This is a genomic window from Bacillus sp. TH17 (genome assembly GCF_016651125.1).
GTDB lineage: Bacteria > Bacillota > Bacilli > Bacillales > Bacillaceae_G > Bacillus_A > Bacillus_A mycoides.
Map to the genome: position 1 here is coordinate 4815402 of NZ_JAEKEN010000001.1, position 15331 is coordinate 4830732.

Below are 15331 nucleotides of genomic sequence, written 5' to 3' on the forward strand. Positions count from 1 at the left end.
TTGTATAAGATAAAAATAAAATTGTAAGCGTTTACATAACAGAACGTCAAATATACAAAATTAGTTACAAAAATAGGCAGACGAAATACAAAAAGCTGCTTCTTAAATACGAAGCAGCTTTTTAAGTTCTTTTGCATATGTACGGCTAACCGGGACTTTGGATCCCTCTTTCATAATTAAGTTATAAGTCGAATTAAACCACGGCTGTATCTCAGAAATATGATTAATATTAGCAACGAAACTACGATGAACACGCATAAAAATTGTTTGTGGTAATTTCTTTTCCAAAATGACAAGCGTATCATGTGTTACATATGTTTCTTTCATTGTTTTTACAGTTACTTTCCCATCTACAAGCCCTACATAAATAATATCTTCAATGTTAACAAGTACAATTGATTCCTCAATTGGTAATGCTAATTTATGCATCTCGGCCGTTACATCTACACTCTTTACATCTTGCTTTGTTTCTAACTTTATTTGCTTTTGTTTTTTATATTTCTTTAATGTCTGTACGATACGTTCTTCATCAAATGGCTTTAAAATGTAGTCTAACGCATCTACTTCAAATGCTTGCAATGCATATTGATCATAGGCAGTAGCAAACACAATTGAAGGTGGATTTTTCATTTTCTTTAATATATTTGCGATTTCAAATCCATTATCATCAGATAACTGAATATCTAGAAAAACAATATCTGGTTTGTTTTTCATTAATTCTTCTAATGCATCCTCTACACAATCCGCCTCACCAATTATCTCTACTTCTTTTGTTTTCTCTAATAAATATTTCAATTCATCCCGTGCTAACATTTCATCATCAACTACTAATACTTTTAACACTCCGTTTTTCCTCCTCTACTTTTTTCGGAATCACAAAGAGGATCTTTGTCCCTTGCTCTAATTCACTTTCAATTTGAAGCATTGTCTCTTTCCCAAATAACCCGATAAGTCGTTCATTAATATTATATAAGGCTGTTCCCGTCCCTTTCTTTGATGGAACTACCATTTTTCCTAATTGCTCTAGACGTTCACTCTCAATCCCTTGTCCATTATCCTTTACTTCAAAGTGAACCATCCCTTCTTTTTCAAACACATGTACCTCGACTTGGCACACTGGCTGCTTTTTCGGAAAAGCATGGCGCAATGCATTTTCAACTAATAGCTGAAGCACAAATGGTGGAACTAAAGTCACCTTTAGTGCCTCTTCAATGTACATCTTCACTTCATACTTATTCGGAAACCTCGCTTGCTCTAACGATAAATATGCATGTACATGATTCAGCTCTTGTTCTAATGGAATAAGTAATTGTCGTGCCCCTTGCAAATTACAACGAAAATAAACGCTAAGCTGCAATAATAATTTTCTCGCTTTCTCTACATCTGTTCGGCATAAAGCTGATACTGTATTAATTGCATTAAATAAAAAATGCGGATTGATTTGTGCTTGCAACGCTTTTATTTCGGCATCTTGCAATAACTTACTTTGTAACTCAGCTTCACCTAACTCAAGCTGTGTGGAGAATATTTTCGCTAGCCCTTCCGCTAACTCTTCTTCAACACGACTTAATTGATTAGGGTTTTTAAAATAAAGTTTTAATGTTCCTATCGTATTTCCATGTGAAGTTAATGGAATAACAACTGCCGCTTGTAATGGACACCCTTCATGTTGACAATTAATAATCTCACGTGATTTTGCCTTCATTATTTTCCCTGTTTTTAATACTTCTTTTGATAAACCTGTTATTAAACTGTGTGAAGGAATATGATGATCTGATGCTAATCCAACGTGAGCTAAGATTTCCTCTGTATCTGTTAAGGATACCGCATCTGTTCCCGTAAAGCGGTGAATAATTTGTGCCACATGTTTACAAGACTCTTCTGTTAACCCTTGGCGGAAATATGGTAACGTCTTATCAGCAATTCGTAATACTTTATGCGTTTGCAAAGCTTTTGCGTTTTCTTCTTGTCGTAAAATAGCTAGTATCATCGAAAGTAAAATGAAACTGCCAAAACTATTTACAAGAATCATCGGTAGCGCAATTGTTTTTACAACACTAAGTCCATCTTCTATAATTAATAGAATCATAAGCATTTCTAAAGTAACGATAAAAACACTTAAAATCGCAGAAAATTTAGGCGTAATTACACGATTATATTTTTTGAAAATGTATCCAATATATCCCGTTATAACACCTGCTAAAATTGATGAGATTGCACAACTGAGCGCTGTCGTCCCGCCAAGCATATAACGGTGAATACCCGCAATCGATCCCACTCCAATACCGACGATAGGACCACCAAGCAATCCACTAATTCCAACACCCATAATACGTGTATTCGCAATTGTACTAGATGACGAAACACCTTGTAGCCAATTTTCTTTCATAATTGTATTCCCGGCAATTTCAATTCCTGTGTAATTGCTGACAATTGTAAACACTGAAAAAATACAAATAAGCTTAAGCTTATCTACATACCCATCTTGTCTATGAAGAAGGCGCCTGAACGTTTTAATATGAGAAAGTAAAAATCCTAAAATAACAATAAGTCCGACACGTTCAATCATCATAAGTACTAAATTTAGCATCTGTGATTCATTCCTTTTTATATTAGTTAGTTTTATTATGGGAAAATAATGAAGTGGGCGTCAAGAAGAATGCAATATCTTTTGAAATATTTTACACATAACTATCCCCTCTTTATTTGACAATCTAACAGAAGAGTGCTAAAAATAAAGTAATATAATACAGTCCTTTAACCCAACCCCGTGAGGTTGAGAAGGAAGTCGGAATATACTATACGTATGGTTTTTTTTAGGGATACGTATGCTTTTTTGGCCTTCTCATCATATCAGGTGAGAAGGCCTTTTGTTATTCTTCCATAGCGACTGTAGAAGAAAATAAGGAGGAGTAATGATGAACGTCACTACTGATGTACAATCAACAACAGAGGAGACGAAAGAGAAAAGATATAAAACATTGTTTGGTTCTGCGCTAGGATATGCAGCAGAAGGTTTAGATATGTTGCTCTTATCTTTCGTACTCGTCTACATTTTAAAAGAATTTCATTTAAGCCCTGTTGAAGGTGGAAACTTAACATTAGCTACCACAATAGGAATGCTAACCGGGTCTTATTTATTTGGATTTATTGCTGATTTATTTGGGCGTATCCGTACGATGGCCTTCACAATCTTACTATTCTCACTAGCAACAGCACTTATTTATTTTGCAACAGATTATTGGCAATTATTAATTCTTCGCTTTTTAGTTGGAATGGGGGTTGGTGGTGAATTCGGAATTGGAATGGCCATCGTAACTGAAACATGGTCTAAAGAAATGCGCGCTAAGGCGACATCCGTTGTTGCACTTGGATGGCAATTTGGCGTACTAGTCGCTTCACTCCTTCCGGCATTTATCGTCCCGCATTTTGGATGGAGAGCTGTTTTCTTATTTGGACTCATTCCCGCTCTATTAGCTGTTTACGTCCGCAAAAGTTTAAGTGAACCGAAAATATGGGAACAAAAACAACGATACAAAAAAGAATTGTTACAAAAAGAAACTGAAGGTAATTTAACAACCACTGAAGCAGAACAACTAAAGCAAATAAAAAAGTTCCCACTTCGAAAGTTATTTGCCAATAAAAAAGTAACGATAACAACCATTGGTCTTATTATTATGTCATTTATCCAGAACTTCGGATATTATGGAATTTTCACTTGGATGCCAACTATTTTAGCAAATAAATATAATTACACGTTAGCAAAAGCGAGCGGTTGGATGTTCATCTCTACAATCGGCATGCTAATTGGAATTGCAACTTTTGGTATTCTAGCCGATAAAATTGGCCGCCGTAAAACTTTTACAATCTATTATGTCGGTGGTACTATATACTGTCTCATTTACTTCTTCTTATTCACAGACTCAACATCATTGTTATGGGGAAGTGCACTGCTTGGATTCTTTGCCAATGGCATGATGGGGGGATTCGGAGCAGTTTTAGCTGAAAACTATCCTGCTGAAGCTCGCTCGACAGCAGAGAACTTTATTTTCGGTACAGGACGTGGGTTAGCTGGATTTGGACCTGTTATTATCGGCTTACTTGCTGCAGGTGGTAATTTAATGGGAGCATTATCTCTCATCTTCATTATCTATCCAATCGGTTTAGTTACAATGCTATTATGTGTCCCAGAGACGAAAGATAAAGTATTAGAATAGATTGAAACGATACGAAATGTTTATCCAAATACTGTCCCCTCAGGAAAAGTATTTGGATAAATAGCAAAGAGGAAGCATCTCAAATGAAATGCTTCCTCTTCTTATATAAATACAATTATTTATTTTGATTTACTAGCTTTTTGGAACAAGAAGCTAGTTTTATCTTCTTCTTTTACAATACCTTGTTTTAACGCTAATTCCCCTGCGACTTTAGGCGCTAGCCATAGCATTGGGAATAACAGAATAGATACCGGAACAGCCGTCACTACAATGAAGGATTGTAAGGCGTTAATACTTCCCTCACCCATATATAAAAGAATCGCCGCAACTGCGCCCATAATAAGCGACCAAAAAACTCGCAAACTAATTCTAGGATCTCCATCTCCAGTCACTGCCATTGAAATCGAATAAGCCATTGAATCTCCTGTTGTCACTACAAATAAAATTGTTAATAAAAGAAATGCAGGTCCAATAATATTAGATAATGGCAACTGCTGCGTAATTGCAATCATAGCCGCTGGCATACCTGATTCACTTAATGCGGTCGAGATAGAACCAGGATTCATTAACTCATAAAACACACCTGATCCCCCTAGTATAGTAAACCAAAACGTTGTAATAATAGGTGCAATAATTCCAATTGCAACGATGATTTCTCGGATTGTTCTTCCTCTTGAAATTCGGCTCACTAAAATTGCCATCATCGGTCCATATCCAATAAACCATCCCCAGAAAAAGATTGTCCACGATCCTAACCAAGCTGTATCACCACGATATGTGCTCATTGGAATAAATTCATTTATATAAAATCCAAACGAAGAAACAAATGAATCGATAATAAATCCACCTGGTCCAAATAGTAATACAAATACCATTAATAGAACTGCTAACCTAACATTTAAATTACTTATAATTTGAATCCCTTTATCAATTCCTGTTACCGCAGATATAGTAGAAACAGCTACTACACAAACAATAATGGCTAATTGAGTAGTAAACACATCAGGAATGTTAAACAATGCTTGTAACCCATAACTTGCTTGTAGTCCTAAAAATCCGATTGGACCAATCGTCCCTGCAGCTACCGCAATAATGGCAAATACATCGATCATTGTTCCAAGCCAACTCTTTCGCAATTTCTCTCCAAAAATAGGATATAAAAGCGTTCGAGGTTTTAAAGGCATATCTTTATGATAATGCCCGTACATCATAACTACCGCACTAATTGTACCTAAAATCGTCCAAGCCAGGAAACCCCAGTGCATATAACTTTGTGCTAAAGCAGGCATGACTGCTTCTTGCGTTCCAGCAGTTATACCTTCATGTATTGGTGGCACCGTCATCAAATGGTACATCGGCTCTGCGGCTGCCCAAAAAACGCCACCTCCAGCAAGTAATGTAGACATAATAATAGCGAGCCATTTTGTCGTACTAATCTCAGGTTTTTCTAGCCCCCCAAGTTTAACTCTCCCATATTTTGAAAACGCCATACACATTGCAACAACAAATGTACCAATTAATAAAACCTGCCAAAAGGCACCAAAATATTTAATTGAAGCTGCAAAACTGCTATTAATGGCTCCCTCTACGTAACTTTTATTTAAAATAACTGCAATTACAAATAATAAAAGTGAGCCACCACTAATAAGAAATACAGGCCAATCCGTTTTTCGACTCTTCATCCTCATTTACACTTCCTCCTTCCTCAGCAATCTAAAAAAACAACTTTATTATGTTTTCTTGTTTACACCCAAAACACAATGATTATATAAGAATAATAATTCATCAATTTCCTACACACTTATGTTGTCCCTAAAAACATGCTAAATCCCTTATTTAAAAGAAAATTTCTATTCCTATTACATAAAAAAGCAAAACAAAAGACCTTATATTTCTATAAGGTCTTCGAAACAGAAATTTGATTATAACATAAGGAACTCCTTGGTTCAAAAAGTCCTTTCCAAAAATAACCGATAGTAAAGGCTTCCATTTGCTACGTAACAGTAATTAAAAAAATTATATTTTGCAGAAAAAAAACTATACTAGCTATTATTTATGAAAGAAATTCGGCTTCAAAATTTCATTTGGATACGGTTTATGATAAATATGAGTGGTAGCTGGCGACAACGGTGGAATGAGCCACACCCAATTACCTGTTACAACCCGTCCACATGCCGCTTCCTGCTTCTCAAATTGTTGAAATTGTTGTGCAGCTGTATGGTGATCCACAATACTAACTCCTTGTTTTTTAAAAGAATGTAAAACAGCCACGTTTAATTCAATTAGCGCCTTGTCTTTCCATAACGTACCGTTTCTCGATGTATCGAGCTTCATCATCTCCGCAACAGCCGGAAGTAAATTATAGCGATCATGATCCGCTAAGTTACGAGCCCCAATCTCCGTTCCCATATACCATCCATTGAACGGGGCTGCCGTATAAGAAATACCGCCAATTTCTAAGCGCATATCTGAAATCATTGGAACCCCATACCATTTTGCTCCAAGTGACGAAATCGGGTATTCTGGGTGTTCAATTGGCACTTCTTTTACTTCTTCTCTCGGAATTTCTTTATATATAGGTGCCTTCCCGTTTATAGAAAACACAAGTGGCAATACATCGAAATTCGTACCTTCTCCTTGCCAGCCAAGTTCCTGACAAAAATCTGTAAACGCAGTGGAATGAGAGTCACCAATCACTCCCATTTCTGTTTTATATCCTGCATACCGAATCAATTGGTGATTATAAATTCGTATATTATTTTCTTCACCTTGATATTGCTTAAAAATTGTAATTGTCGGTTTAACTTTCCCATCGTTCGTTGCATATTTAATATGATGAATTAATGCATTGTATACACCTTCCTCATCATTTACTTCACGTGCATCTAATATGTGCATCTTACTCCAAAATAGTCTTCCGATACATCGATTACTATTGCGCCATGCCATTCGTGATCCATGAACAAGTTCTTCAAATGTATGCTCATACGTCCCCGTCTTCTCTATTTCAATTTGAATTTCTTTTATTCTCTCTTCTATGAATTGTTCTTTATTAAGCTCTTTATAGCAAACCGTAATAAAATGACTCGCTTCTTCTATTAATTGTTTCGTTTTACTCATAAACGATCTCCTTCTATTTCAACAAAACGTTACTACTTTACAGTATAAGCAAAAAGAATAAGAGTCACAAATGAAAGTCGAAGTGTTACTTTTATTGTAATATTTTTCAGAAAATTAAAGAGATTACTATTGACTTGTATAAAAAATAGGTGTATTTTTGACTCAGATAAATTATTTTTACCTAGACCAACTTTTTTAATAAGAAAGGAGGGAATGTTATGTCTTCATTTCAATTGCCAAAGCTTTCATATGACTATGATGAACTAGAGCCATATATCGATAGCAACACGCTTTCTATTCATCATGGAAAGCACCATGCGACATACGTAAATAACTTGAATGCCGCTTTAGAAAACTATACGGAATTACATATTAAATCTTTAGAAGAGTTACTATGTAATTTAAAAACTTTACCAAAAGAAATTGTTACAGCTGTCAGAAATAACGGTGGTGGACATTATTGTCATAGTCTTTTTTGGGAATTAATGAGCCCGCGAGGTGGCGGTGAGCCTAATGGAGACGTTGCAAAAGTAATTGATTATTATTTCAATACCTTTGACAACTTAAAAGATCAACTTTCCAAAGCAGCTATTAGTCGTTTTGGAAGTGGCTATGGATGGCTTGTTCTGGACGGTGAGGAACTTTCCGTTATGAGTACACCCAATCAAGATACACCTTTGCAAGAAGGTAAAATTCCATTACTCGTCATCGATGTATGGGAACACGCCTATTATTTAAAGTATCAAAATCGGCGTCCAGAATTTGTTACCAACTGGTGGCATACGGTGAACTGGGACCGGGTAAATGAAAAGTATTTACAAGCAATTCAATCACAAACACATTAGTCGTGCGTATAAGGTAAATTTGGTAATGTAAAATTAGTATTGTCGAAATCCTCCAGAATCCCCCGGATTGCCACCGGGGGATTTATGATTATTTCATTGTATTTATGTAATAAAGTAAAACTTTTTCCGTCTCTAATTTCAACTCTCGGAACGGGAATCCTAATTCACGAGCCTTTCCATTATGTAACGTACAATTAATCAATCCATTATAAGGAGCTATATTATCTCCTACTTCTTGAATGAGCGCTTTTATCCCGGTATTCTCTTCTATGAAACGAATAACTTCTCTGGTAGAAACCACCCCGTTACTACAAGCATTAATTGGCCCTTCTATGTCCTTCATCCCGCACCAAGCTAAAAATTCCCCTGCTTCTTTTTCATGTATAAATGACAACTCTCCATCTACATGATCCACAACGATAGACTCTTGTTTCACAACATGTTCAACGTAAAATTGTAATCTTTTCGTATAATCGTTTTCTCCAATAACGACGGGAAATCTTACCGCAACGACTGGGAATGTTGCATGTTGAAATAAAACTGCTTCAGCTAATCGCTTACCTTCACTATAATTGAAATCATTCCTACCTCCATACGTAATTGTATACTCGTACGGATTGAAGTTTTCTTCTAACAGGCCTAGCGCAGGCTCATAGACAGCCATTGAAGATGTCATAATGTATTTCTTCGTTTTTCCTTTTAGCACTTCACATATTATCTTCGCTGCATTCGAGCTATAGCATAAATTATCGTATACGATATCATAACTTTTACCTTCAAAACGCTCTTCTAGTAGCCTCTCATCTTCTCTATCTACAATCAGTCTTTTTACTGCACTTCCAAAGGGATCTTCAGTAACTCCCCTCGTCGCAATCGTTACATCATGTCCAGCTTGCAACAGTACTTCTACTAAATGTTTACCAAAAAATCTTGTTCCCCCTAGCACCAATACTTTTTTCACCTTCATCATCCCCGTTTTTACAAATTGTAAAATACTACCTCTATTATTATAAACGCTAAAATAAAAAAACATGGAATCAGTTTAACGATTCCATGTTTTTTCTACACACGATACATTAACGTACTCGATATTTAAAAATACAATAGCAGCAATATAAAATAGAAATTACTGATACATAAACCCATAGTTCATATATGAATCCCTCGCCCCATACTCCCATAAAATAAAAGAGTGATGGCAACGTCAATGTTACCCACGATTGTACAAAAGCAATTCTGCCAAGATATTGATTGATATTCTTTTTTTGTGCATTTAATACAAAGAATAAATACCAAAGTAATGCCCACATAAACCATGTTAACGCATTAACAACATCGTGGAATTGAACAAATGAAACAACCATATAGAATAAAGCAATAATTGCTACCCAAATACAGAACCAGCCTAGTCCACTACTATCCATTCCTTTAATAAAAGTAACGCCTACATATAAATAAGTTAAACCAAATAAAAAAGTAGCTGCATATGAATATACCGTCCAATTACTTTGATCAGAAATCATAATTAAATAAAACGGTATAATAATTTGTAACGCTCCTACAAATAAATTAAAAACACCTGCACTTTTCATCTCTACTTTGCCTAATATGACAAGACTATTTAAAAATAAAGCTGCACCTGAAAGTAATAATCCTACGTAACCCATATATATTCGTGTGAAAATCTTTCCCTTTCACACTTTTAACCTCCCCACAATATAAAGTGATACTTTATCCTGCATTAACGAGCAGTAAAACCCCCACCTCAAAATTCAGCTAGAGCAAAGAAGTTAAGTGGGAGATTAACTGCCCGTAAAGCCCGATTGGTGAAAGCTAATAATCAGTGGGGATGAACAACCCCCACCCACTGATTAAAGTTTCACTTTATTATTTTTCTTCCTATTTAAAACTACATACATAATTTTTAATCTGAATAAGTTAGACTTCCTACCTTAAAAAACAACAAATTTAAAACGCTTTCAATAATAAATAACCCTATCAAAACATGAAATAGGATTCCTTGATTATAAACGTACTCTAACAATGATACAAGTGTTGGAATACTTTTCAATACTACGTTTTGAATTTCTATAAAAAATTAGTAGAATGATACATTTTCCCTATCTCATTCTATTAATTTTTTGCATAGAATATCGTACACTCATATTAATTTAGAAAGGTTTGATATTTATGCCTCTTCATTATCCAAATCATTTTGTTTTTCACTCCACAGGTGTATTAACAAGAGAGCCCGCAACTGTTTCAGCAGTAGTAAACATTGTAAATTTAGATGCATATTACACACACCATTTAACTATAGAGGTTTGGGATTGGTCTAACTATTCTAATCCTATAAAATTACCTGTACTACTTGGTGAAAATACGGAAGTAGCATTCCCATATATTTTACAAGGCAACCACTTAGCAGTTTTTTATGCTGATTTAGATGACTCTATTGATTTGTATGAAATTCGTATTTCTTATCCTGGCCACTCCAATATTGTTGCAAATTGTTTTGGGCGAAGTATCCCGCCATATACAAGCCAAGAAGGTAATACAGTATACCATAAACAACTCGTTCGAATTCATTAAATCTCCCCCTATTATGTGAAAGGGGCTGGTCAGTAATACATTTATCTTTATAAGATAATCTTATTACTGACCTAAAGCGTGATAGTCAATCTTGATAGTTTCTCATTTTGAACACTTGCTATTTATATGAAGAAAGTAGTGGATCCTTCTTAAATTACTTTTGGATGTGGAGATCTATGTTCACACCAATAATTCAAATTTTACAAATTGATTTTCCTGAATTAGATCTTATTCATTCTGTATCGACAGGGTATGGTGGATTGCTTGGTGCTGCAATTAGTGCCAAGTCCGATATACCATTTATTCTAACTGAACACGGTATTTATTCTCGGGAGCGTGAAGAAGAAATACTACAATCTACTTGGATACCAATTGAATATAAAAAAAGATGGGTTTCTTTCTTTCATCACTTGTCTCATCAAGCATATGAACAAGCCGCTGATGTAATTACGTTGTTCGGCCGAAATAGTGCATATCAAAAAGAATTAGGTGCTAAGGCCCATAAACTAAAAATCGTTCCAAATGGCGTTACTTTATCTGACTATAAAGGGTTACGTAAACCAAAATACAATTCGGATAAACTCATCATTTCCGCTATTATACGAGTTGTGCCAATTAAAGATGTAAAAACAATGATTTATGCAGCTAAATTATTATTAGAAAAAAATATTCCATTTATATTTTACTTACTAGGTCCTGATACAGAAGAAGCAGAATATGCTCAGGAATGTCGTGATTTAATTCAACAATTAGGATTAGAAGAGCATGTAATAATGACCGGCAAAGTAAATATTAAAGATTACTTAAAACAAACAGATATTCTCGTATTAACAAGTATATCTGAAGGACAACCATTAGCCTTGTATTATAAAATTGTGATGCTATTTTTATTTTTAGCTTTAAACATCATTTGGATTCAATCCATTTATTTAACAGCAGCTAAAGATTATCAGTCCATCGCTCTTGCATTTTTAATTGGTTCCATTTTCTCCTTATCTGGCATTGCGCTTATCGCTTACTGGCATCCAACACTTGGAATAGAACACGGATTGGCCCTATTACTTTTAATTTCTTTTACAATCGGGACTTTCATTACATTAGTGTGGTTAAGTATCGTTATTGTACGAATGTTTCCAAATAGTGATGCTACTGAACAATTTACCTTTCTTTCTTATTTAGATAAATATCCAGAACTATTTTGGTCAAGCTTACTTTACAATATTGGCATTTGGGTATGTAACTTTGTTATTTGGTTCGGAGAAGGGCGAGGAAATATTGAAAACACGTTTATTTATCATCAAATTTATGATACATCTGTTTTCTGGGCTTATTTAAGCATTATCCCAACCTATATTTTCTTCGTAGTATCCATTGAAACAAGGTTTTATGAACGGTATAAGAAATTCTTCGGTTCAGTTAACAATGGGGCGACATTAAATACAATTTTACAATTAAAAGAATCAATGAACTTTGTCCTAAAGCAAGAAATGGAACGAATACTTCGTAATCAAGGTATTTTTTCTTTACTTATTATTTTTATAATATGGATGTTTAGTTCACAATCTGGGAACGTAACACTTGAATACTCTATTTTGCAGCTGACTATAATTGGTGCTTATGCAAACGGGATGGTCCTTGTTATCACGTTACTACTCTTATATTTTGAAGATCGTAAAGGGGCATTTCGAACATCAGCCCTGTTCTTTTCTGCAAATTTGTTATTAAGTCTTCTTCTACTTCCATTTGGGTTCAATGGTTACGGTATTAGTTTTGCACTTGGATCTTCTATTACATTCTTATATGCTATTTCTAGACTCTTTACTTACATTAAAGATATTGATTACTATACGTTTTGTCAGTCAAATACTCCTATAAAACGGCGAACTTTCTTTACTAAATTTGCTAATAAACTTAATGGAAATAAATAAAAATGACCTTTTGCTCCCGCAAAAGGTCATTTTTATTTATTTATTAAACTTCTAGATAGCCATTTTTGTTATTTGATTGCCATCTCCAAGAGTCTGCACACATCTCTTCTAATCCGCGTTTTGCTTCCCATCCTAATTCACGCTTCGCTTTCGATGCATCTGCAAAACATACTGCCACATCACCAGGTCGACGCTCCGTAATTTTATAAGGAACTTCTTTGCCCGAAACCTTTTCAAATGCTTCAACCATTTCCAACACACTATAACCAGTACCTGTACCGAGATTGTATGCATCTATCCCAGTAGTGCCAAGTACCTTTTCAAGCGCCTTTACATGGCCATTTGCTAAGTCTACAACATGAATATAATCACGGACACCCGTGCCATCTTTTGTTGGATAGTCATTTCCAAATACACTTAATTCCTTTAGCTTACCTACCGCTACTTGTGTTACATATGGCATTAAGTTATTTGGAATTCCGTTTGGATCTTCTCCAATACGTCCACTTTCATGCGCACCAAATGGGTTGAAATAACGAAGTAATGCGATACTCCATTCTGCATCCGCAAATGCTACGTCACGCATAATTTGTTCAATCATTAATTTCGTTTGGCCATATGGATTCGTTGCACTTAATGGAAACTCCTCCGTAATTGGTGATGTTTCTGGGATACCATACACTGTTGCAGATGAACTGAAAATCATCTTCTTCACATTATGCTTCTGCATCACTTCACATAGCACTAATGTGCTTGTAATGTTGTTATGATAATACGTTAACGGAATTTCTACTGATTCCCCTACAGCCTTAAAGCCTGCAAAGTGAATAACAGCTTCAATTGTATTTTCTTCAAAAATCGTATCAAGTACTTCTCGATTTAAAATATCTTCTTTATAAAATTTAAACTGTTTTCCTGTTATCTCTGTCACTCGATTTATAGACTCTACTGAGCTATTCGAAAGATTATCTACTACTATAATTTCGTAACCGTTTTTTTGTAATTCTACGCATGTATGACTACCAATATATCCTGCTCCACCTGTTACAAGTATTGCCATAATTATAGTCCTCCATATTTCATTCATTATAAACTTCTCAAAGTATATCACATATTTCTTATCATATGTTTATTATGCGAACACAGAAACTTACATTTTATCCCATGATTTTTTGTACAATACACGATTCAAATCAGGTAATAAAAAAACGCCACATAACAGACATCGCGTGGCGTTTTTTGATCAAATTACGTAACAATATACACTTAGAAAATGCGCAAGGCTACCTAACAATACAAAAACATGAAAAATTTCATGGTGTCCCATATATTTAAACTCCAACCATTTTGGCTTCGCACCGTAAATAAACCCACCAATTGTATAAAAAATGCCTCCAAGTACTAAGAAAATAATACCTCCTGTACTTAGATTCTCAGCTAGCGGTGCAAAGAATAGAACAATTAACCAACCCATCAGAAGATAAATTGCTGTCGATAACCATCTTGGACAATTAAACCAAAACATTTTAAAAGCAATACCACAAATTGCCGTTGCATAAACTAAACAAAATAATAGTAAACCATTTGCCGAATTTAATGTAATTAAGCAAAAGGGTGCATATGTACCTGCAATTAATATGAAAATCATAGAATGATCTAGCTTCCTAAAGAAATAAATAACACGTTCACTGGCTACGACACTATGATACACAGCTGATGCCATATAAAGGACCATCATCCCGATACCGAATAAAATAACAGCTGTAATTGCAGCAACAGATGGCATCTTAACAGAAACTTTCACAAGCATAGCTAATAATGCAATAAATGATAATACAGCTCCTCCTAAGTGAGTAAATGCATTAACCGGTTCTCTTACATTAACATTCATATAAACACCCCTCATATAATTACATGTGGTTTTCATAACTACATGTAATTATATACGTATTATCCATGCGGGTCAACATTTACAATTCATTTGTTTCGTAATACCATATTTAAAGATATACTAAACATTAAGTTCCACTAAGTTATAAAAGTGAGGGGTTCTACGTGGAAAATATAAATAAATTACTTGAATCATTACATTTAGAAAAAAGTATTAAACTTGAGGATATCCCAAATGTCGACTTATATGTAGACCAAGTGGTCCAACTATTTGAGAATACTTATGCGGATACAACAAGAACTGATGATGAAAAAGTATTAACAAAAACAATGATTAACAATTACGCAAAAGGGAAATTATTCATCCCTATCAAAAATAAAAAGTATTCAAAAGAACATATGATTTTAATCAGCTTAATTTATCAATTAAAAGGAGCTCTTTCCATTAATGATATAAAAAGCTCCTTAGAAAATATAAATGCACCGTTAATAAACGACGATACATTCGAATTAAATACTCTATATAAAGATTACCTTTCTCTTACTGACACCAATGTGGAAAGCTTTAAGCAAGACGTGAATAACCGTGTTAAGGAAGTAAACGAGGTTTCTTCCTTAGAAGATCCAAAGCTAGAAAAGTTTTTATTACTAACAACCTTCGTGACTATGAGTAATATGTATAGACGTTTAGCAGAGAAACTAGTTGATGACCTCAAAGAAACTTAAACAAAAAAACTAT

13 protein-coding genes are annotated in these 15331 nt (G+C 34.7%); 5 read left to right on the forward strand and 8 right to left on the reverse strand.

What is annotated here, in order from left to right; all coding sequences use genetic code 11:
* Positions 1 to 102 precede the first annotated feature (102 nt).
* Both JFT95_RS24745 and lytS read right to left on the reverse strand, forming a co-directional pair.
* Positions 103 to 843, reverse strand: coding sequence for a LytR/AlgR family response regulator transcription factor (locus tag JFT95_RS24745; protein WP_002130151.1), 741 nt, complete (start codon positions 841 to 843; stop codon positions 103 to 105).
* Positions 821 to 2590: a two-component system sensor histidine kinase LytS gene (lytS, locus tag JFT95_RS24750; RefSeq protein ID WP_002130152.1), complete on the reverse strand. Its 1770-nt coding sequence runs from the start codon at positions 2588 to 2590 to the stop codon at positions 821 to 823. Before lytS ends, JFT95_RS24745 begins: the two co-directional genes overlap by 23 nt.
* 328 nt (positions 2591 to 2918) lie before the next feature.
* Between lytS and JFT95_RS24755 the strand changes: the two genes are divergently transcribed.
* Positions 2919 to 4217, forward strand: a complete 1299-nt coding sequence (locus tag JFT95_RS24755) for an MFS transporter (RefSeq protein WP_201053487.1) — start codon at positions 2919 to 2921, stop codon at positions 4215 to 4217.
* A 119-nt stretch (positions 4218 to 4336) separates the two neighbouring features.
* Here the strand turns inward: JFT95_RS24755 and JFT95_RS24760 are convergent, their stop codons facing one another.
* Both JFT95_RS24760 and JFT95_RS24765 read right to left on the reverse strand, forming a co-directional pair.
* Positions 4337 to 5905, reverse strand: a complete 1569-nt coding sequence (locus tag JFT95_RS24760) for a BCCT family transporter (protein WP_012262083.1) — start codon at positions 5903 to 5905, stop codon at positions 4337 to 4339.
* Between the two features lie 361 nt (positions 5906 to 6266).
* Positions 6267 to 7337 carry a nitric oxide synthase oxygenase gene (locus JFT95_RS24765; protein ID WP_012262084.1) on the reverse strand — a complete coding sequence of 357 codons (1071 nt, stop codon included), beginning with the start codon at positions 7335 to 7337 and terminating at the stop codon, positions 6267 to 6269.
* 218 nt (positions 7338 to 7555) lie between these two features.
* On the opposite strand from JFT95_RS24765, the gene sodA reads away from it, so the two are divergent.
* Entirely contained in the window at positions 7556 to 8182 is a 627-nt protein-coding gene (gene sodA / locus JFT95_RS24770; RefSeq protein ID WP_201053488.1) for a superoxide dismutase [Mn], read from the forward strand.
* An 88-nt stretch (positions 8183 to 8270) separates the two neighbouring features.
* On the opposite strand, the gene JFT95_RS24775 is transcribed toward sodA, so the two are convergent.
* The gene (locus JFT95_RS24775) at positions 8271 to 9215 is read right to left on the reverse strand and encodes an NAD-dependent epimerase/dehydratase family protein (RefSeq protein ID WP_201053490.1); all 945 of its coding nucleotides are present in this window, start codon (positions 9213 to 9215) and stop codon (positions 8271 to 8273) included.
* Between the two features lie 43 nt (positions 9216 to 9258).
* Positions 9259 to 9849 (reverse strand): AmiS/UreI family transporter, encoded by a 591-nt coding sequence (locus JFT95_RS24780; RefSeq protein ID WP_061673851.1) that lies wholly within the window; start codon positions 9847 to 9849, stop codon positions 9259 to 9261.
* A gap of 523 nt (positions 9850 to 10372) precedes the next feature.
* On the opposite strand from JFT95_RS24780, the gene JFT95_RS24785 reads away from it, so the two are divergent.
* Together JFT95_RS24785 and pelG are read left to right on the forward strand one after the other, a co-directional pair.
* A complete protein-coding gene (locus tag JFT95_RS24785) occupies positions 10373 to 10774 on the forward strand; it encodes a hypothetical protein (protein WP_201053491.1) in 402 nt (133 codons plus the stop codon).
* A gap of 107 nt (positions 10775 to 10881) precedes the next feature.
* The gene (gene pelG, locus JFT95_RS24790) at positions 10882 to 12702 is read left to right on the forward strand and encodes an exopolysaccharide Pel transporter PelG (protein ID WP_201053492.1); all 1821 of its coding nucleotides are present in this window, start codon (positions 10882 to 10884) and stop codon (positions 12700 to 12702) included.
* Positions 12703 to 12745: 43 nt separating this feature from the next.
* Here pelG and galE read toward each other — a convergent pair whose 3' ends face one another.
* Positions 12746 to 13762 (reverse strand): UDP-glucose 4-epimerase GalE, encoded by a 1017-nt coding sequence (gene galE, locus JFT95_RS24795; RefSeq protein WP_201053493.1) that lies wholly within the window; start codon positions 13760 to 13762, stop codon positions 12746 to 12748.
* 183 nt (positions 13763 to 13945) lie between these two features.
* Entirely contained in the window at positions 13946 to 14593 is a 648-nt protein-coding gene (gene trhA / locus JFT95_RS24800) for a PAQR family membrane homeostasis protein TrhA (RefSeq protein WP_201053494.1), read from the reverse strand.
* Positions 14594 to 14757: 164 nt separating this feature from the next.
* On the opposite strand from trhA, the gene JFT95_RS24805 reads away from it, so the two are divergent.
* On the forward strand, positions 14758 to 15318 hold the full coding sequence (locus JFT95_RS24805; RefSeq protein ID WP_201053495.1) for a DUF1836 domain-containing protein: 561 nt from the start codon (positions 14758 to 14760) through the stop codon (positions 15316 to 15318).
* The last annotated feature ends 13 nt before the right edge of the window (positions 15319 to 15331 follow it).